The 17,269-nt window shown below is 63.5% G+C and carries 19 protein-coding genes; 6 read left to right on the plus strand and 13 right to left on the minus strand.

The window, feature by feature from the left end:
• Positions 1-218 precede the first annotated feature (218 nt).
• Positions 219-1,661 (plus strand): sucrose phosphorylase, encoded by a 1,443-nt coding sequence (gene gtfA / locus ACESMT_RS18935; RefSeq protein WP_372828145.1) that lies wholly within the window; start codon positions 219-221, stop codon positions 1,659-1,661.
• Positions 1,662-1,692: 31 nt separating this feature from the next.
• On the opposite strand, the gene ACESMT_RS18940 is transcribed toward gtfA, so the two are convergent.
• The 11 genes from ACESMT_RS18940 to hpaR form a co-directional block, all read right to left on the minus strand.
• The gene (locus ACESMT_RS18940) at positions 1,693-2,595 is read right to left on the minus strand and encodes an EamA family transporter (RefSeq protein WP_372828146.1); all 903 of its coding nucleotides are present in this window, start codon (positions 2,593-2,595) and stop codon (positions 1,693-1,695) included.
• Positions 2,592-3,578 (minus strand): 2-dehydropantoate 2-reductase, encoded by a 987-nt coding sequence (locus ACESMT_RS18945; protein ID WP_372828147.1) that lies wholly within the window; start codon positions 3,576-3,578, stop codon positions 2,592-2,594. Before ACESMT_RS18945 ends, ACESMT_RS18940 begins: the two co-directional genes overlap by 4 nt.
• A 38-nt stretch (positions 3,579-3,616) precedes the next feature.
• Positions 3,617-4,393 carry a class II aldolase/adducin family protein gene (locus ACESMT_RS18950; protein ID WP_372828148.1) on the minus strand — a complete coding sequence of 259 codons (777 nt, stop codon included), beginning with the start codon at positions 4,391-4,393 and terminating at the stop codon, positions 3,617-3,619.
• Between the two features lie 159 nt (positions 4,394-4,552).
• Positions 4,553-5,383 (minus strand): 4-hydroxy-2-oxoheptanedioate aldolase, encoded by an 831-nt coding sequence (hpaI, locus tag ACESMT_RS18955; protein ID WP_372828149.1) that lies wholly within the window; start codon positions 5,381-5,383, stop codon positions 4,553-4,555.
• 10 nt (positions 5,384-5,393) lie between these two features.
• Positions 5,394-6,194 (minus strand): 2-oxo-hept-4-ene-1,7-dioate hydratase, encoded by an 801-nt coding sequence (gene hpaH / locus ACESMT_RS18960; protein WP_372828160.1) that lies wholly within the window; start codon positions 6,192-6,194, stop codon positions 5,394-5,396.
• 84 nt (positions 6,195-6,278) lie between these two features.
• Entirely contained in the window at positions 6,279-6,680 is a 402-nt protein-coding gene (locus ACESMT_RS18965; RefSeq protein ID WP_372828150.1) for a 5-carboxymethyl-2-hydroxymuconate Delta-isomerase, read from the minus strand.
• 1 nt (position 6,681) lies between these two features.
• Positions 6,682-7,563 (minus strand): 3,4-dihydroxyphenylacetate 2,3-dioxygenase, encoded by an 882-nt coding sequence (gene hpaD / locus ACESMT_RS18970; protein ID WP_372828151.1) that lies wholly within the window; start codon positions 7,561-7,563, stop codon positions 6,682-6,684.
• A 324-nt stretch (positions 7,564-7,887) separates the two neighbouring features.
• The gene (hpaE, locus tag ACESMT_RS18975) at positions 7,888-9,345 is read right to left on the minus strand and encodes a 5-carboxymethyl-2-hydroxymuconate semialdehyde dehydrogenase (protein WP_372828152.1); all 1,458 of its coding nucleotides are present in this window, start codon (positions 9,343-9,345) and stop codon (positions 7,888-7,890) included.
• On the minus strand, positions 9,342-10,112 hold the full coding sequence (locus ACESMT_RS18980; RefSeq protein ID WP_372828153.1) for a fumarylacetoacetate hydrolase family protein: 771 nt from the start codon (positions 10,110-10,112) through the stop codon (positions 9,342-9,344). Before ACESMT_RS18980 ends, hpaE begins: the two co-directional genes overlap by 4 nt.
• Entirely contained in the window at positions 10,109-10,762 is a 654-nt protein-coding gene (locus tag ACESMT_RS18985) for a fumarylacetoacetate hydrolase family protein (RefSeq protein WP_372828161.1), read from the minus strand. Before ACESMT_RS18985 ends, ACESMT_RS18980 begins: the two co-directional genes overlap by 4 nt.
• 5 nt (positions 10,763-10,767) lie before the next feature.
• Positions 10,768-11,199: a homoprotocatechuate degradation operon regulator HpaR gene (gene hpaR / locus ACESMT_RS18990; protein WP_372828154.1), complete on the minus strand. Its 432-nt coding sequence runs from the start codon at positions 11,197-11,199 to the stop codon at positions 10,768-10,770.
• A gap of 107 nt (positions 11,200-11,306) precedes the next feature.
• Between hpaR and radA the strand changes: the two genes are divergently transcribed.
• The 5 genes from radA to waaF all read left to right on the plus strand — a co-directional run bounded on the left by radA (position 11,307) and on the right by waaF (position 15,784).
• Positions 11,307-12,674: a DNA repair protein RadA gene (radA, locus tag ACESMT_RS18995; protein ID WP_372828155.1), complete on the plus strand. Its 1,368-nt coding sequence runs from the start codon at positions 11,307-11,309 to the stop codon at positions 12,672-12,674.
• A gap of 165 nt (positions 12,675-12,839) precedes the next feature.
• The gene (locus ACESMT_RS19000; protein ID WP_372828156.1) at positions 12,840-13,295 is read left to right on the plus strand and encodes a glycerate kinase; all 456 of its coding nucleotides are present in this window, start codon (positions 12,840-12,842) and stop codon (positions 13,293-13,295) included.
• Positions 13,296-13,379: 84 nt separating this feature from the next.
• Complete coding sequence (locus ACESMT_RS19005) at positions 13,380-14,333, plus strand: branched-chain amino acid transaminase (RefSeq protein ID WP_372828157.1); 954 nt, start codon at positions 13,380-13,382, stop codon at positions 14,331-14,333.
• Between the two features lie 151 nt (positions 14,334-14,484).
• Complete coding sequence (locus ACESMT_RS19010; protein WP_372828158.1) at positions 14,485-14,694, plus strand: zinc-finger domain-containing protein; 210 nt, start codon at positions 14,485-14,487, stop codon at positions 14,692-14,694.
• Positions 14,695-14,836: 142 nt separating this feature from the next.
• Positions 14,837-15,784, plus strand: a complete 948-nt coding sequence (waaF, locus tag ACESMT_RS19015; protein WP_372828162.1) for a lipopolysaccharide heptosyltransferase II — start codon at positions 14,837-14,839, stop codon at positions 15,782-15,784.
• A gap of 9 nt (positions 15,785-15,793) precedes the next feature.
• Here the strand turns inward: waaF and ACESMT_RS19020 are convergent, their stop codons facing one another.
• Together ACESMT_RS19020 and ACESMT_RS19025 are read right to left on the minus strand one after the other, a co-directional pair.
• Positions 15,794-16,843, minus strand: a complete 1,050-nt coding sequence (locus tag ACESMT_RS19020) for an NAD(P)H-dependent flavin oxidoreductase (protein WP_372828159.1) — start codon at positions 16,841-16,843, stop codon at positions 15,794-15,796.
• 285 nt (positions 16,844-17,128) lie between these two features.
• Positions 17,129-17,269 (minus strand): ATP-binding protein (locus ACESMT_RS19025; RefSeq protein ID WP_372828163.1); only part of this gene is annotated, 141 nt, incomplete at its 5' end.

The raw sequence follows: 17,269 nt of genomic DNA on the forward strand, positions 1-17,269 counted from the left end.
GTAATTGGTCATGATGGGACGAAGGTCTCAGGCAAAGTCTGTCTTTCGGGACCTTCCTTTTCTTCTTGCGTGTCCGCGGATCCGCCAGCGGACGGCGCCTTTTGCCGCGCGCGCCTGACGGCGTTCTCGCGCTACCTCGCCGGTCTCCCCTTCCTTACTTTCCCTCACCCGCGCCCGCCAGGTCCCGGCCGCAGGCATTCCACTGGAGATTTCCCCCCATGACCCTACGCAACCAGATCCAGCTGATCACCTATCCCGACCGCATGGGGAGCAACCTCGCGGACTTGTCCCAGGTGATCGACAAGCACTTTTCGCGCGTGATAGGCGGCGTCCACATCCTGCCGCCTTACCCGTCGAACGCGGATGGTGGATTCTCCCCGCTCACCCACAAGGAAATTGATCCACGTTACGGCAGTTGGGCCGATGTTGAAAAAATCTCCGCCCGTTTCGATCTCTGCCTGGACCTCACGCTCAACCACATCTCCGACGAGTCCGAGGAGTTCAAGGACTTTGTGGCTAAGGGTTATGCCTCGGAACACGCCGACCTGTTTGTGCATGTGGACCAGATCGGTCCGATTTCCCCCGACGACATGGCGCGCATCCACATCCGCAAGGAGAAGGAGCCGTTTCGCGAAGTGACCTTTGCCGACGGAACGACCGGCCGGGTCTGGTGCACTTTCACCGAGCATCAGATCGACCTGAACTACCGCTCGCCCAAGACCTACGCACTGATGGAGGACTACATCAAGTTCCTGGCTGCGCGCGGTGTCAAGCTGTTCCGGCTGGATGCGTTCGGCTACACGACGAAGGAAATTGGTACCAGCTGCTTTCTGGTCGAACCCGACGTGTACGACATCCTCAAATGGGTTGATGACCTGGCACGCGAGCACGGCGCGGAAACCCTGCCTGAAGTGCACGATCATTCCAGTTTCCAGTACGCCATCGCCCTGCACGGCATGCACCCCTATGGTTTTGCGCTGGCGCCGCTGCTGCTGTACTCCCTGCTCGATGCGAACAGCGTGTACCTCAAGCAATGGCTGCGCATGTGTCCGCGCAACCAGCTCACCGTGCTCGACACGCACGACGGTATCTGCATTCCGGATGTGGAAGGTGTCCTGCCCAAGGCGGAGATCCAGGCGGTCATCGACAACGTCAGCCAGCGCAGTGCCGACCCCATCCTGCGCCGCTCCGCTGCCAACGTGCACAGTGTGGGCGCGATCTACCAGCTGACCTGCACTTACTACGACGCCCTCAAGCGCAATGACGATGCCTATATCGCTGCTCGTGCGATCCAGTTCTTTGCGCCGGGGATTCCGCAGGTCTACTACGTCGGCCTGCTGGCCGGCAGCAACGATGTCGAGCTGATGGAGGCCACGGGCGAGCAGCGCGACATCAACCGCCATCGCTACACGCTGGAGGAAATCGACGAGGCCGTCAAGACGCCTGTTGTGCGGCGCCTGCTCAAGCTGATGGAGTTTCGCTCAAGCTACCCTGCGTTCGATGGCGTTTTCCACCTGATGTACTCCAACGAAAGCAGCGTGGCCATGTGCTGGCGCAAGGGGGAGTTTGCCTGCGACCTGTTCGTCGACCTCAAGTTCAAGAAGTCGACCATCGGCTACACGGACGTCAAGAGCAAACGCCGGCTGACCATGCGCTGCTGAGCGCCAGGCTGCTGCGTCATGGCTGCGGGTGTCAGCGTTTGCGCAGACCCAGCACCATGACCGCGCCGACCACCAGCAGGGCGCCTGCCACCTGCACCGGTGCAATCGCCTGGCCCAGGATCAGCCAGGCCAGCACCAGCGCAAACACCGGCTCGACATTCATGATGGCGGAGTTGCCCACCACGCCAAGCTTGGGCAGCACTGTGAACATGACGGTGAAGGCCGTGCCATACAGACCGGTCAGAGCCAGCAGGCCCCACCAGCCGGGCGCGGCCTGCGGCAGGTGAAAACCCCCCTGCACAGCGACACCCACCAGCGCAAACAGGCCAACGGTACTCATGGTGGTCAGGGTGCGCACGCGGCCGTCCACGTCGCCGGCCTCATGCTGGGTCAACACGAGTGCCACACCGAACGTGGCGGCTGCGGTCAGCGCGAACACAACGCCGGTGCCGATGCGGCCCCACTGGCCGGCCGCCCCCAGGCCGGAAGCTGCGCCAAACACGTCGAGCGCGAGCGCCAGGCCCACCAGGATCACCGGCATGGCCAGCAGCAGGGCACGTTCTGGCGAGCGCCGGTAGAGCGCCCAGTCCCACAGCGCGGTCCAGATCGGGTAGGTGTTGAAAGCCAGCAGGGCCAGAGCGACGGGCAGCCGCGCCACGGCTGAATACAGGCACAGGCTCTGCACCGCGACCAGCAGGCCGATGACCGGCAGAATACGTTTGTTCCTGGCGGTGAAGCGGATGCGCACGCGCTGCACCGCCAGCAGGACGGCCAGAACCAGCGCGGTGACGACGCTGCGAAAACCCACCGCAGTGGCCACGTCCACGCCATTGTTGAAAGCCAGCCGCGCCGCCACATGGTTGGCGCCCATCATCAATGCGATCAGCAGCAAGGTGGCGAAGGCGGTGCCGCTGATGGCTTTGCTTTTTGTCATGGGTACAAATGGTGAACGCGGGCGTGCAGGCGCGACAGGCCGAGCAGCGCGTCGGTAAAGGGCGTTGGGACCTGCGTCAGCTCGCCGATCTCCTTCACCACCGTGACCAGGGCATCCAGCTCCACCGCCTTGCCGGCTTCCACATCCTGCAGCATCGAGGTCTTGAAGGCGCCGAGCTTGAGCGTGACGGCGTGGCGGTCTTCTGGCTGCTGGTCAATCGGAATGCCGATGCATGCGCCAATTTCTTTCGCTTCGAGCATCACGCTGGAAATGAAGCTGCGCACCAGGTCGTCGCCAAGAATCAGGTCGGTGGTGGCGCCGGTGAAGGCGCTGATCGGGTTGACCGTCATGTTGCCCCAGAGCTTGTACCAGGTGTCTTTCTGGATCTGCTCGGACAGCGCGACCTCGTGGCCGGCTTTTTCCAGCAAGGCCGCCAGCGCCTGCACACGCGCGGTTTTTTCACCCGACGGCTCGCCGACGATGAGTTTGTTGCCGAAGTGGTTCTTCACAAAGCCCGGGCTGTTCAGCGAGCAGCTGGCATGCACCACGCAGCCGATGATGTGGCGCGGCGGGATGGCGTCGGCAATTGCGCCGTCCGGGTCCACGGCTTTGAGCCGCGTGCCGGCGTATTGCGCGCCAAAGCCTTCAAAAAACCACCACGGCACACCGTTCATGGCGGTCAGCACCAGGGTGTCCGGCCCAATCAACGGCGCGATGGCTCGCGCCACCTCGGCCATGGCCGGCGCCTTGACGGCAATGATGACCAGGTCCTGCATGCCGAGCGCGGCAGGGTCGCTGCTTGCCTGCACCTTCGCCGACATGAGCTCGTCACCGGTCTGCAGCCGCAGGCCGTGCTGCTGCAGGGCGACCAGCGTCGCGTCGCGCGCCACCACGCTGACCTTGCAGCCAGCCTGCGCCAGCCTGACGCCCATCCAGCCGCCTATGGCACCGGCACCGTAAATACATACATTTCTAATGATCAAATTGGCCTCCAGCCCTTTTGCAGTCTGTGTAGCATGCTCTACTTTTTATAGCTTTCATCGATCCGGTTCACCTGCCGCACCAGCGCATCGAAGACATCCTGCCCGGCGCCGAACTGGGCGTCGAACTGGAAGGAATCATGGGTGGTTTTGATGGCCACGGCCTCGGGCACGGTAATCGCCGGGCCCATGGCCGCCTGCGCCATCTGGATGTCGCAGGCGCGCTGCAGGGTCCACAGCCGCACAAAGGCCAGCGGCAGCGTCGACGCCCAGGCCAGCAGGCCGTGGTTGCGCAAAATAACCACTGGCTTGTCGCCAATGGCCTTGAGCAGACGCGGCGCCTCGTCGGCATGGATGGTGATGCCCTCGAAGTCGTGGTAGGCCACCAGGCCGTGTAGCTGCGCCGAGTAAAAGTTGTTTTGCGCCAGGCCGCCCTGCGTGCAGGCCACCGCCATGCCGGCCGTGGTGTGCGTGTGCATCACGCAATGGGCGCCAGGCAGACCGTCATGGATGGCCGCATGCACGGTGAAGCCGGCCGGGTTGACGGGCCAGGGGTTGTTGTCCAGCTTGTTGCCTTGCAGGTCAATCTTGAGCAGGTTGCTGGCCGTGACTTCGGAGTAATGCAGCCCGAACGGATTGATCAAAAACTGCTTTTGACCGCCTGTCACGCTGCCCGGCAGTCGCACGGTGATGTGGTTGTAAATCATCTCGGTCCAGCCCAGCATCGCAAAGACGCGATAACAGGCCGCCAATTGCAGGCGGGCGCTCCACTCGTCCGGGTGCATGGCGGCTGCGGAGGGTTTGGGGATGGCATTCATGGCGAGATCCTTGTCAGTTTTTCGCGGCCGCGAACCGCCCGCGCCATATAACAGCAGGAGCGCATGCGCGGGCCACCGCGGAACCGGCTTTGCCGGGCCGCTGGTGGCGCCCCCTTGAGGGGGAGGCGCCGCAGGCGCTTCGGGGGGGAGTGTTTCACTTCAGTAGGTCTTGCCGGCGGGCGCCACCGTGACACCCGCCTTGAAGGTCGCGGCCAGCGCGCTGGTGTGGCGCACCAGCAGGTTGGTGTCCAGCCCTACAGCGACAAAGGTGCAGCCCAGGGCGATGTAATGACGGGCCAGCTTTTCGTCGGTGGTCAGAATGCCGGGGGCTTTGCCCGCCTTCACGATGCGCTTGATGGCTGATTCAATCGCGGCTTGCACCTCCGGATGGCCGGGGTTGCCGACGTGGCCCAGCGAGGCGGACAGGTCAGCCGGGCCGATGAAGACGCCGTCCACGCCCTCGGTGGTGGCAATCGCGTCGAGATTGTCCAGCGCGGTTTGCGTCTCTGCCTGCACCAGCAGGCAAATTTGCGCGTTGGCGTCATGCGCATAGCCGGGGATGCGGCCCCAGCGCGATGCACGCGCACCGGCCATGCCGCGGATGCCGCCTGTGTCCTTGCCCTGCGCATCGTATTGCGGGTAACGCGTGGCACGCACCAGCGCGGCGGCCTGCGCCGCAGTATCAACCATGGGCACCAGCAAGGTCTGCACACCGATGTCCAGGTACTGCTTGATCAGCGCTTCACCCACATGGCCGTGACCCATGGGCACACGCGCGACCGGGTGCGAGGGGTAGGCCGCCACCACCTGCAGCTGCGCCAGGATGCTGCGCACATCGTTGGGCGCATGTTCGCCGTCGAGCAGCAACCAGTCGAAGCCAGCGCCGGCGCAGATCTCGGTGCTGTAGGCATCGGCCAAGCTGACCCACAGGCCGATTTGTGTTTGTTTGCTCGCGATGGCCTGCTTGAAGGTATTGACGGGTGTTTGCATGGTCATGTCTTTAAGTGAACTGGAATTCAAAGCGGCCCAGTGGTCCGTAATCCGCATCAAACTGGTCACCCACTTTGGCGGGTACCGGTCGCGTGAAGGAGCCGGCCAGCACGACTTCGCCGGCTTCCAGGCATCTGCCCCAGGGTGCGAGTTTCATGGCCAGCCAGGCCACGCCGATAGCAGGGTGGCCCTGCACGCCGGCCGCCAGGCCGGTCTCTTCGACCACACCATTTTGCCGAAGGATGGCGCCGACCCAGGGCAGGTCCACGTTGCGTGGTGAGACTTTGCGCCCGCCCAGCACGATGCCTGCATTGGCAGCGTTGTCGCTGATGGTGTCCTGCACCTTGCGCATGACTTTGTTGTGGCGGTCGAACTGCTCGATGCGCGCATCGATGATCTCGATGGCCGGTTGTACATACTCGGTGGCGTCCAGCACATGGTCCACGGTGATGTGTGTGCCTTCCAACTTTTTCCTCAGGATGAAGGCCAGCTCGACTTCGACGCGCGGCGCGATGAAACGCACTGCCGGAAGATCGCCGGGCTCGAAGAACATGTCGTCCAGCAAGGTGCCGTAGTCGGGCTCGTCGATCTGACTGGACATCTGCATCGCGCGCGAGGTCAGGCCTATCTTGTGGCCGCGCACCACGCGCCCTTGCGCAACCTTCATCTGCACCCAGGCGCGCGACACCGCATAGCCGTCAGCCACCGTCATGGCGGGAAAACGCCTGGAGAAGTGTTCGATCTGCACGCGCGATTTCTCGCTTTGATGCAGTTCCGCAGCGAGCTGCTGGATAAGGACCTTGTCAAACATGAGGGTTGTCATTCCGGCCATGAGCCGGAATCCAGGTATTCGTTGTAGTGGATTGCGGATCAAGTCCGCAATGACAGAGGGATGTCATTGGCTGAACACGGTGTGCAGGTTGCTGTGTTTGGCGTCATAGACCTGCACGCCTTCATCGATCTGCAGCGTGAGGCCCATGAGTCGTCCTGAAAAAATGTGCTCAAAGTGGGCTGTAGCCTTTGCCAATAAAGCGTCACCAGCTCTCTTTTTAATAGCGTCGCTGCGCCCGGCCGCGATGCGCAGGTTCAGGTAGACAAAGGCGTAGTCCTGCTCCGCGTCGGCCACAGCATGGTGCGGCGCCGGGTAGGCCAGCACCCGCGTGCCGCCGGTCGGGAAGACGCTCTGGCCCTGCTCGTCCTTGAGCGCCACCAGGATTTTTGCCAGCGCCTTGCACAAGGTGCCCATATCGGCTTGCGCCTCGATGTTGGCGGTGTATTCGATCTTGAGATGAGGCATGTCAGCTTGTCCTTTCAATGGATCGAGACAACGGTGTGACCGGAAAAATCGCATTGATCTGCCCGGTGCCCGAGCTGCCGAAGTAGGGCGTGATGACTTCCACCGGGGCGCGGTAGCTGTCCCAGCCGAGCAGGCCCAGCAGCATGGCGGTGTCGTGCATGTCGCCTTCGCCCCAGCATTTCTCGGCATACATGGGCAGCATGCCGACAAAGGTTTTCCAGTCGCCGCGCTTCCAGAGCTCGACCACACGGCGGTCCACCTGTTCGAGGAAAGGATCGTAGACCTTGTGCATGAACTCGGGCGCGCGCCCGTTGTCGGCGAAATGGTGGGACAGCGAGCCGCTGGCAAACACCGCGACCGTGCCCTCGTAGTTGTCCTCGATGGCCTTGCGCACCGCCAGGCCGAAGCGCCCGGACTCCTGCAGGTCGTGCCAGTCGCACCAGCCGCTGATGCTGATGACCTTGTAATGCTGGTCGCTGTTCATGTAACGCATCGGCACCAGCGTGCCATAGCCGAGTTCGAGCGTGGTGTCTGAATGCGCGCGGCTTTTCACACCCATAGCGTTCGCCATGTCAGCCATCAAATGGCCGAGTTCCGGGTTGCCGGGGTAGGCATAGGGCATGTTCTTGATGAAGTGTGGCAACTCATTGCTGGTGTAAGTGCCCTCGAACTTCGGCCCGCAGTTGATGTGGTACTCGCTGTTGACCTGCCAGTGCACGTCGAACACCACGAGGGTGTCCACGCCGAGCGCGCGGCAGCGGCGGTCGATTTCCTTGTGGCCGTTGATGGCCGCGTCGCGGCAGCCGAAGTTGGGCCCCGGGAACTCGGACAGATACATCGACGGGACGTGGGTGATTTTGGCGGCGAGCGCTAATGTGCCCATGTTGGTCCTCTTCCGATGTTGACTCGCGCTCCGCGGCTGGACGACGCGGAGCGCCCGCCTCCGCTCATGTCCCCCGTGGCGGGCTGCGCCCGTCCCTCCTCCTTGACTTCGCTGCGGCGGGCGCCCCTCGTCGCCCACCCGCTCCGGGTGGTTCGCGTGCGGGCGTCCCCAACCCGCAGGAAGAGGGCGGGAGAGTGGGGTGCTTTGCGCAGCGCAATCAAGGGGGAGGGCAGGGCGCAGAACTGTCCGGAGGACATGCGCGGAGCAGAGTACTCCGCCCTCCCGACCGGGGCAAAACATCCAGGCAAGGCGAATGACTGCATCTCAAATCCCCCAATGCGGAATATGGTGCGATCCGAGAGACACCGCCACGTTTTTCGGTTCGCAGAACACTTCATAACTCCAGGTGCCGCCTTCGCGTCCCGTGCCCGAGGCCTTGGTGCCGCCGAAAGGCTGACGCAGGTCGCGCACGTTCTGGCTGTTGACGAAACACATGCCGGCTTCGACAGCGGCCGCGACGCGGTGCGCCTTGCCGATGTTCTCGGTCCAGACATAACTCGACAGGCCATACTGCGTGTCGTTCGCCAGACGAATCGCGTCGGCCTCGTCCTTGAACGGAATCAGGCAGGCGACTGGGCCAAAGATTTCTTCCTGTGCGATACGCATGTGGTTGCCCACATCGGCAAACACCGTGGGCAGCACGTAGTTGCCTTGCCTCACGCGCTCCGGCAGGTCCGGGGTGCCGAGCCCACCGCACAGCAATGTGGCGCCTTCTTTCGGGCCCAGCTCGATGTAGCTGCGCACTTTGGCCAGATGTGCCTGCGAGATCATCGGACCTAGGGTGGTGGTTTCGTCCAGTGGGTCGCCAACCCGGATGCGTTGGGCGCGCTCCGCAAACTTTGCAGCGAAGTCGGCGTAGATCGACTGCTGCACCAGGATGCGCGATCCGGCGGTGCAGCGCTCGCCGTTGTTGGAGAAGATCATGAAGATTGCAGCGTCCAATGCGCGTTCCAGGCTTGCGTCCTCAAAAATCACAAACGGCGACTTGCCGCCCAGCTCCATGCTGAATTTCTTCAGGCCCGCCGCCCGCACGATGCGGTTGCCGGTGGCGGTAGAGCCGGTAAACGAAATCGCCCGCACATCGGGGTGGCGGCACAGCGGTTCGCCGGCGTCCTTGCCGGTGCCGTGCACGATGTTGAGCACACCTGGCGGAATGCCGGCCTGTAGCGCCAGCTCGCCCAGCCGCGCTGCCGTCATCGGCGAGAGTTCGCTCATCTTGAGCACGGCCGTGTTGCCGAAGGCCAGGCAGGGCGCCACCTTCCAGGTGGCCGTCATGAAGGGCACGTTCCACGGCGAGATCAGCGCGCAGACGCCAGTCGGGTGGTAGAGCGTGTAGTTCAGGTGCGTTTCGGTCGGGTAGCTGTGGCCGTCGACCCTCGTGCACATCTCGGCAAAGTAGTAAAAATTGTCGGCTGCGCGCGGAATCAGCTGCTTGCCGGTCTGGGCGATGACCTGGCCACAGTCGTTGGTTTCCATCTGCGCGATCTCGGGCACATGGGCGGCGACCAGGTCGCCGAGCCTGCGGATGATTTTTGCGCGCGCCGGCGCGGCCATGCCGGCCCATACGGGGAAAGCTTCTTTGGCCGCGGCGACTGCGGCGTTGACTTCCGCTTCGCTGCCCGATGCGACTTCGGCAAGAATTTCCTGCGTGGCCGGGTTGACGGTTTCGAAATAGCTGCTGCCGGCGACGGCCTTGCCGTTGATGAGGTGATCAATTTTCATGTGTATTCGATCGTGTTGAAAAGTTCGCCCAGGCCTTCAATGCTGGTGACGACCACGTCACCAGGCCGGCAATCGACCACCCCGTCGGGCGTGCCGGTCAGGATGAGGTCGCCGGGCTGCAAGGTCATAAAGCTGGAGAAGTACTCAACCAGGAAGGGCACGTCAAAAATCATGTCCCGGGTGTTGCCCGCTTGCGTGATTTTTCCATTGACGGTGGTCTGCAACGCCAGCGCCATGGGGTCGGCGATGTCCACCGCATCGACCAGCCAGGGGCCCAGCGGCGTGCAGCCGTCGCGGTTCTTCACACGCAGGTTGGGGCGGTACCAGTTCTCCAGATAGTCGCGGATCGCGTAGTCGTTGGCGATGGTGTAACCGGCGATGAAATCGTATGCGTCGCCGCGCCTGACCTTCCTTGTGGTCTTGCCGATCACCACCGTGAGTTCGCATTCGTAATGCATGAACTGCACGTCTGCCGGGCGGCGTGTCAGCTGCCGGTGCCCGGTCAGCGCGGCGTCGCCCTTGATGAACACCAGCGGCTCTTCGGGCGCCTTGAATTCGAGTTCCTTCGCATGGTCGGCGTAGTTCAGGCCCAAGGCAAGGATGGTGCGCGGACGCGGCGTGGGTGCCAGCGGCGGCAGCCAGATGATCAAGTCCTCAACAATGACCCGGCCGTCGTCCAGGCGCACTGCGGCATCGGGGCGTCCGCCGACCGCGTGGCTGGTGGCGCGATGCACACGGCCTTCGTACATCACGCGAGCATGTTTCATGTTGATGTGGCCCCCACGCTCTGCGGGGGCGGCTCGGCGTCGCTCGTCTCCGCCACCAGCGTGTTGCTCAGGGTGCCCAAGCCAGGGGCTGTGATGTCGATCCGGTCACCGGCTTTGGCCAGTGGCCGGCCAAAGTCGCAGCCCAGCATCAACACGTCGCCAGGCCGCAGCGTCATGAACTCGCTGACCTCGGCCCGCAGTTGCGCGGCGCTGCGCACGAGATTTGCAAAGTCCACCGTCTGCTTCAGCTCACCGTTGATACGCACTTCCAGCGTGAACGCCGCAGGCTCGCCAGCGCGTGCCGCTGGCAGGTAAGCACCGATGCCGAGAAACCCGTCGAGGCACTTGAACTTGACTGGCGGGCGGAAAAAAGAGGTGTGCGGGATCGACAGGTCATTCATCAGCACATAGCCCTGAATACGGCCGGCGTCGCCCATCACCATCGCAATCGTTGCGCCGACTTCGACCTCAGGCACACGCGCCGGCACGGCGATGGCCGCGTCGTGCGCGCTCCAGGTGTTGGCCGTTTTGACATACAGCACGGGCGCTTTAGGCGGCGCTTTGTAGGGTGGCTGGTGCATCTGCGCGGTCAGCGCTTCGACTTCGCTGCGGAAATTCAGCAGCGTTCCGTAGACTGTTCCTGAAGGCATCCAGCTCACGGTTGCTCCAGTTCAATCACCTGGTCGAGCAATTCATACAGTTGCGCCAGCTTTTTTTTGCCCAGGGACTTTTCCATCCACGCGTAATGCGCTTCTATGGTTTGCGACAGCGTGCCGACCAGTTGCAAGCCCTTGTCGGTAGCTTCAACCACCGTGCGGCGCTGATCCGCCGGGTCGCGCGCGCGGCGTATCAGGCCGTCGCGCTCCATGCGGCTCAAGACGCCGGTCAGGCTGGGGCCAAGGATGAAAGCCTCACGCGCCACCCGGCCGGTTTCGACCACGCCGTGTTCACCGAGTACCCGCAGTACCCGCCACTGCTGGTCGCTCAGTGCATGTTCGCGCAGGCGCGGCCGGGTATGCGCCATCACCGATTCACGCGCCTGCAGCAGCAGGCGGGGCAAATTGCGGTGAATGAAAGGCGTGGTCATGGGCAGGCGCGTAATTATTTAACATGTTAAATTAAAATCCCAAAGAGGTCCCGGGTCACCCAGCCGGGACTTACCCGTACTGTGAATAATTACAGTAATATCAAACGATGGCCAAAGACAAGACGATTTACAGCTGCACCGAATGCGGCGGCAGCACCCCCAAGTGGCTGGGCAAGTGCCCACACTGCGGCGCCTGGAACACCTTGATCGAGGCGGTCGCCGAAAGCGTCTCCCCGGTGAAAAACCGTTTTGCCTCGCTGGCCAAGCCGTCTGAAGTCGCGACTCTCGCCGATATTGAAGCCAGCGACATGCAGCGCACGCCGACTGGCCACGAGGAGCTGGACCGCGTGCTGGGCGGCGGCATTGTCGAAGGCGGGGTGGTGCTGATAGGCGGCGACCCAGGCATCGGCAAATCGACCCTGCTGCTTCAGGCGCTGGATTCCTTGCAGCGAGCCGGGCTGGACACGCTCTACGTTACCGGCGAGGAAAGCGGCGCCCAAGTCGCGCTGCGCTCGCGCCGGCTCGGGCTGGAGGGCTCGCAAGTCAAGGTGCTGGCCGAAATCCAGCTGGAGAAAATCCTCGCCACGCTGGAAGCGACGCGGCCAGCGGTGGCGGTCATCGATTCGATCCAGACCGTGTATTCCGACCAACTTACGTCTGCGCCAGGTTCGGTCGCTCAGGTGCGCGAATGCGCAGCGCACCTGACCCGCGCCGCCAAGTCCAGCGGTGTCTGCATCATTCTGGTTGGCCATGTGACCAAGGAAGGCGCGCTGGCCGGCCCGCGCGTGCTGGAGCACATGGTCGACACCGTGCTGTATTTCGAGGGCGACACGCATTCGAGCTTCCGGCTGGTGCGCGCCATCAAAAATCGCTTCGGCGCCGTCAACGAAATTGGCGTTTTCGCGATGACTGAAAAAGGCCTGAAGGGCGTGAGCAACCCCAGCGCCATCTTTTTAAGCCAGCACAGCGAGCCGGTGCCCGGCAGCTGCGTGCTGGTCACGCTCGAAGGCACGCGGCCCCTGCTGGTGGAAATCCAGGCGCTGGTGGACAGCGGCGGCCCGAGTCCGCGGCGACTGTCGGTCGGGCTGGACCGCGACCGCCTGGCCATGCTGCTGGCGGTGCTGCACCGCCACGCCGGCATCGCCTGCATGGACCAGGACGTGTTTGTCAACGCGGTCGGCGGCGTGCGGATCAGCGAGCCGGCGGCCGATTTGTCGGTGATGCTGGCCATCACCTCCAGCCTGCGCGGCAAGCCGCTGCCCAAGGGGTTTATCGCGTTTGGCGAAGTCGGCCTGGCTGGCGAAGTGCGTCCCGCGCCGCGCGGCCAGGAGCGGCTCAAGGAAGCAGCCAAGCTCGGCTTCAGCGTGGCCGTCGTGCCCAAGGCCAATGCGCCCAAAAAACCCATCGAGGGGCTGACCATCCACGCGGTCGAGCGGGTGGAGCAGGCCATCGAGGTGGTGCGCAGCCTCGCCTGAGTCGTTGGCGACTGCTAAATTGCTATCAAATAAATAGCATTGTATGCAGGTGGAACAAGGGCTAAGGGCCAAAAAGACTTATACAAACGCCGGAAAAGCCGGCGCGGCAGCCTGATAAGCACTCCCCACACCCGGCGTGGTCCGGACGCCTGCGAAAATAGCGCCATGAATTTCCAGAACTTCCAGAAAATCCTTGTTCCGGTGGCCGGCGTCGCCGTGGTGGTGCTGGCGTACCGGGGCTTTGGCTGGCCCGGTGTGGCCGCTGCTTTCGGTGGCCTGCTGATGTGGCTGCTGCTGCATTTCACCCGCATGATGCAGGTTCTCAGGCGCGCCGCCGACCAACCCATTGGTCATGTCAGCAGCGCCGTCATGCTCAATGCCAAACTCAAGCCCGGGCTCACGCTGCTGCATGTGGTGGCCATGACGCGGGCCCTGGGTGAGTTGCGCTCGCCGAAAGACCAGCAACCCGAAATCTTCCGCTGGACCGACACCTCGGGCTCGTCGGTCACCTGCACCTTTGCCGGCGGCAAGCTCGGCCACTACGCGCTGTTTCGTCCCGCGCAACCTGAAACGGAGGCCGCCCCAGCCATCGATTCCGGTCAGACGCCGCCTGCCCCGTAAAATCAGCCTTTCGCTTTTGGTCGGAGACCGGCACCGGCCCCCGACCTGCAGTACCTACAGACCTACCCACAGAGGATTCGCACCATGTCCCCCCTTCCACCTTCCATGGCAGACCGCGACGGCAAAATCTGGATGGACGGCCAGATGGTCGAATGGCGCGACGCCAAAATCCATGTCTTGACCCACACCCTGCATTACGGCTGCGGCGCTTTTGAAGGCGTGAGGGCTTATCAGCTGCAGGACGGCAGCACCGGCATCTTCCGCCTGGAAGAACACACCGAGCGCCTGTTCAACAGCGCCAAGATACTGCGCATGAAAATTCCGTTCACCCCGGAAGAGGTCATGCAGGCCACGCTGGATGTGGTGCGTCTCAACCAGCTGCCCAGTTGCTACATTCGCCCGTTGACCTGGATTGGCTCTGAAAAACTCGGCGTCTCGCCCAAGGGCAACAGCATTCACCTGATGATTGCCGCCTGGCCCTGGGGCGCTTATCTCGGGGATGAGGGCTTGCGCCGCGGTATTCGTGTGAAGACATCAAGCTTCACGCGGCACCACGTCAACATCACCATGATCCATGCCAAGGCGGTCAGCAACTACACCAACTCGATTCTGGCCAACATGGAAGCCACCGACGAAGGCTACGACGAAGCGCTGCTGCTGGACCCGCAGGGTTTTGTGTCCGAGGGTGCGGGCGAAAACGTGTTTGTGGTGCGCAAGGGGGTGGTGTACACGCCTGACTCCAGCGCCGGTGCCCTGAACGGCATCACCCGCAACACGATTTTTTCGATCTGTGCCGACCTCGGCATCGCGATCCGCGAAAAACCGATCACGCGCGATGAAATCTACATCGCCGACGAAGCGTTTTTCAGCGGTACTGCCGCTGAAGTCACGCCCATCCGCGAGCTGGACCGGGTCGAGATCGGCAACCGGGGTGATGGCGGCTCGCGCGGGCCCATCACCGAGAAAATCCAGGCGGCGTTTTTTGACATCGTCAATGGCCGCAACCCGAAATACGCCTCCTGGCTGGCAAGAGTTTGACCCCCACGCTTTTCACTTCGTGTAATGCGCTGCCCCCCGAGGGGGCCGCTGCGCCTGCGGCCCGGCGAAGCCGGTCCCGCGGCCCCTGCTTGAAGGATCAGTGCCCCGAGTGGCGCACTCGATTGCGTTCACTCTATTAATCAAGGAATTTATGAGTACATCCTCTACTGTGGAATTGCTGGCCAAGGATCTCAATCCGCAGGGTGGCGTGTTCTGCCCCAGCCCCAAAGCCGAGATGGCCGTCTGGAACAGCCACCCCAAGGTGTACCTGGACGTGGCGCGCACCGGCCAGGCCAAGTGCCCTTACTGTGGCACCGTGTACAAGCTCAAGGACGGCGAGCACGTCGGTGCTCACCACTAACGTGCCTGCCTCCCTTCAAGCGGCCGCCGCGGAACCGGCTTCGCCGGGCCGCCAGCGGCGCCCCCTCGGGGGGGAGGCGGCCGAAGGCCGCTTCGGGGGGGCTTCCTTGATCATCGCGCCGCAATGGATAGGCGACGCGGTGATGACCGAGCCGCTGCTGCGCCGCCTGCATGCGCGCGGCGAGCAGCTCACGGTTGGCGCCTTGCCGTGGGTGGCGCCGGTCTACCGCGCCATGCCGCAGGTGGCCGAGGTGATTGAATTTCCTTTTGCCCATGGTGGCCTGCAGTTTCGCGAGCGCCGCGCGATTGCCAAGCGCATCGAAGGCCGTTTCGACAAGGCCTATGTGTTGCCCAACTCGCTGAAAAGTGCGCTGCTGCCTTTTCTGGCCAGCATTCCCGAGCGCATCGGCTACTTCGGCGAAGCGCGTGTGGGCCTGCTCACGCACCGCCTCAAAAACCCGAAGAACAAGCCGCCGATGGTGGCGTTTTATTCGGCGCTCAGCGGCGGCGCCGATCTCGACCAGGACCGGCCGCAATTGCAGATGGCGCCCGCCGAGATCGATCAGGCGTTGGCGCAGCTGGGGCTGCAGCGCGGCGGCTACCACGTGTTCGCGCCGGGTGCCGAGTATGGGCCCGCCAAACGCTGGCCAGCCCGCCACTTTGCGGAACTCGCCGCCGCGCTGGACTTGCCAGTGGTGCTGCTCGGCTCGGGCAAGGAGGCCGCGCTTTGCGAGGAGATCGCGGCTCCCGTGAACGCCTTGCAGGCCGGCAAATGCCTGAATGTCGCGGGCAAGACCACGCTGGTGCAGGCGCTGTGCCTGATCGCCGCCGGCAAAAGCACCATCAGCAACGACTCAGGCCTGATGCATGTGGCGGCGGCCTTTGGTGTGCCGCAGGTCGCCATCTTCGGCTCGTCCAGCCCGCTGCACACGCCGCCGTTGAATACGCAGGCCACCGTGCTGTGGCTCAAAAATGATCCGGCCTACCAGCCCCCCCTCGACTGCGCGCCATGTTTCGCGCGCGAATGCCCGCTGGGCCACACCCGCTGCCTGAACGACATCAGCGCAAGCCGGGTGTTGCTCAATTTGTAGCTGACGGCGTCATCCGGCCAGGCGGCCTGTTTTTTCCAGGATATGGCTTGCATCGGCACTCATGCGCGCGATCACGTCGGTGGCCGGCGCAATGTCATGGATCAACCCGACCGCCTCGCCGACCGTCGCATGGGCGCGGGAAAAATCACCGGCCTTGACGCCGGCGTCGTAGTCGGCACGGGCTGCTTCAGGTTCGGTTCGCAGCGCGTCGATGCGCTCTTCCCATTGCCGGTGGAGGCGATTGCGAATGGCGCGGAAGTCGTAGGGTTCGGGCCAGTTTTTGCGACGCAGGATGTCGAACACCGGGCTGCGCACCGTACCGTCGCCCCGGGTCCGGACAGCCAGATCCTTCGCGCCCTGCGCGGCCAGGCTTTCCTGCGTGGCCCACAGGCGCGAGCCGACCAGCGCGCCGTCCGCGCCTAGCACCAGCGCTGCGGCCAGCGTGCGCCCGTCGGCAATGCCGCCAGCCGCCAGTAGCAGGGTCTTGGGCGAGTGGACTGCCAGCCAGTCGGCCAGCTCGGGCACGAAGCTGATGGTGGCACGGCTGTTCAGCGAGTTCATGCCATGGCCACCGGCCTCGCCGCCCTGCGCCACGACGATTTGCGCGCCCGCTTCCAGGGTCTGCGGCACCTGATCGAGGCGCTGCACCTGGCAGATCAGCGCCGCGCCGGCGGCAGCGATGCGCGCCGCATAGGGCCGCGGGTCGCCGAAGGACAGCATGATGGCGCGCGGCTTTTCGTCGGCCGGATGGTCCAGCACCCAATCAAGCGCCGAGGCATCTTCGTCGAGTTTCCAGGCGATGAAGCCGCAGCCCAGGCGCGCGCGGGCGTTGTCGGCGTGGGTGGCTTGCAGCGCCAGGGCATATTGCGCCTGCGTCCAGGCCAGATCGCCATAGCCGCCCCCGACCAGTCCAAGTGTGCCGGCTAGGGCACACGCGGCGGCCAGTGCGCCGCCCGACGCCAGCGCCATGGGGGCGAGCACCAGTGGCGTCTGCAGGCCAAACTGACGGGTCAGGCGGGTTTGCAGGCGGGGATAGTCGGGCAGTTGGGTGTCGTTCATGGGCAGATTATGCTGAAAAGACCCAAAAAAAAGCTGCCCTGAGGCAGCTGGTGAAAGTTCTCCTCAAAGAGAACGTCGTTGAGATCGGTTCGGCCTGTTGGTCGACCTGCTTCCTCGCCTTTTTGCTTTGTTTTGAATTACCGGTGTTGTCACAGCAACCTGAGGACTGTAGAGGTCAGGTTGCTTTTTCGGCATCCCCTAAATAGGGGAGGAGTGTCTCTTTCAGCATGAATAAGCACTGAAATCAGGATTTATTTCACGCTGGCGGTGGCCGGTCTCAGGCGCCTAGGTGGTGGCCAGCACCGGCAGTTCCACCACAAAAGAAGCCCCGCCCCCCGGCCTGTCTTCGCAGCGCACCGTGCCGCCGTGGCGCTCGGTGATGGATTTGACCAGTGCCAGGCCCAGACCGACGCCGCCTTCGCGTTC

Source organism: Polaromonas sp. (assembly GCF_041689105.1).
Classification (GTDB): Bacteria; Pseudomonadota; Gammaproteobacteria; order Burkholderiales; family Burkholderiaceae_C; genus Polaromonas.

Coding starts and splice junctions, on each gene's coding strand:
- ACESMT_RS18985 (WP_372828161.1), bottom strand. CDS start 10,762: ATGCCTTCAGGAACAGTCTACGGAACGCTGCTGAATTTCCGCAGCGAA.
- hpaR (WP_372828154.1), bottom strand. CDS start 11,199: ATGACCACGCCTTTCATTCACCGCAATTTGCCCCGCCTGCTGCTGCAG.
- waaF (WP_372828162.1), top strand. CDS start 14,837: ATGACCGAGCCGCTGCTGCGCCGCCTGCATGCGCGCGGCGAGCAGCTC.
- ACESMT_RS18980 (WP_372828153.1), bottom strand. CDS start 10,112: ATGAAACATGCTCGCGTGATGTACGAAGGCCGTGTGCATCGCGCCACC.
- ACESMT_RS19010 (WP_372828158.1), top strand. CDS start 14,485: ATGAGTACATCCTCTACTGTGGAATTGCTGGCCAAGGATCTCAATCCG.
- ACESMT_RS19005 (WP_372828157.1), top strand. CDS start 13,380: ATGTCCCCCCTTCCACCTTCCATGGCAGACCGCGACGGCAAAATCTGG.
- ACESMT_RS18950 (WP_372828148.1), bottom strand. CDS start 4,393: ATGAATGCCATCCCCAAACCCTCCGCAGCCGCCATGCACCCGGACGAG.
- ACESMT_RS18940 (WP_372828146.1), bottom strand. CDS start 2,595: ATGACAAAAAGCAAAGCCATCAGCGGCACCGCCTTCGCCACCTTGCTG.
- hpaE (WP_372828152.1), bottom strand. CDS start 9,345: ATGAAAATTGATCACCTCATCAACGGCAAGGCCGTCGCCGGCAGCAGC.
- hpaI (WP_372828149.1), bottom strand. CDS start 5,383: ATGCAAACACCCGTCAATACCTTCAAGCAGGCCATCGCGAGCAAACAA.
- hpaD (WP_372828151.1), bottom strand. CDS start 7,563: ATGGGCACATTAGCGCTCGCCGCCAAAATCACCCACGTCCCGTCGATG.
- gtfA (WP_372828145.1), top strand. CDS start 219: ATGACCCTACGCAACCAGATCCAGCTGATCACCTATCCCGACCGCATG.
- ACESMT_RS19020 (WP_372828159.1), bottom strand. CDS start 16,843: ATGAACGACACCCAACTGCCCGACTATCCCCGCCTGCAAACCCGCCTG.
- ACESMT_RS19000 (WP_372828156.1), top strand. CDS start 12,840: ATGAATTTCCAGAACTTCCAGAAAATCCTTGTTCCGGTGGCCGGCGTC.
- ACESMT_RS18965 (WP_372828150.1), bottom strand. CDS start 6,680: ATGCCTCATCTCAAGATCGAATACACCGCCAACATCGAGGCGCAAGCC.
- radA (WP_372828155.1), top strand. CDS start 11,307: ATGGCCAAAGACAAGACGATTTACAGCTGCACCGAATGCGGCGGCAGC.
- hpaH (WP_372828160.1), bottom strand. CDS start 6,194: ATGTTTGACAAGGTCCTTATCCAGCAGCTCGCTGCGGAACTGCATCAA.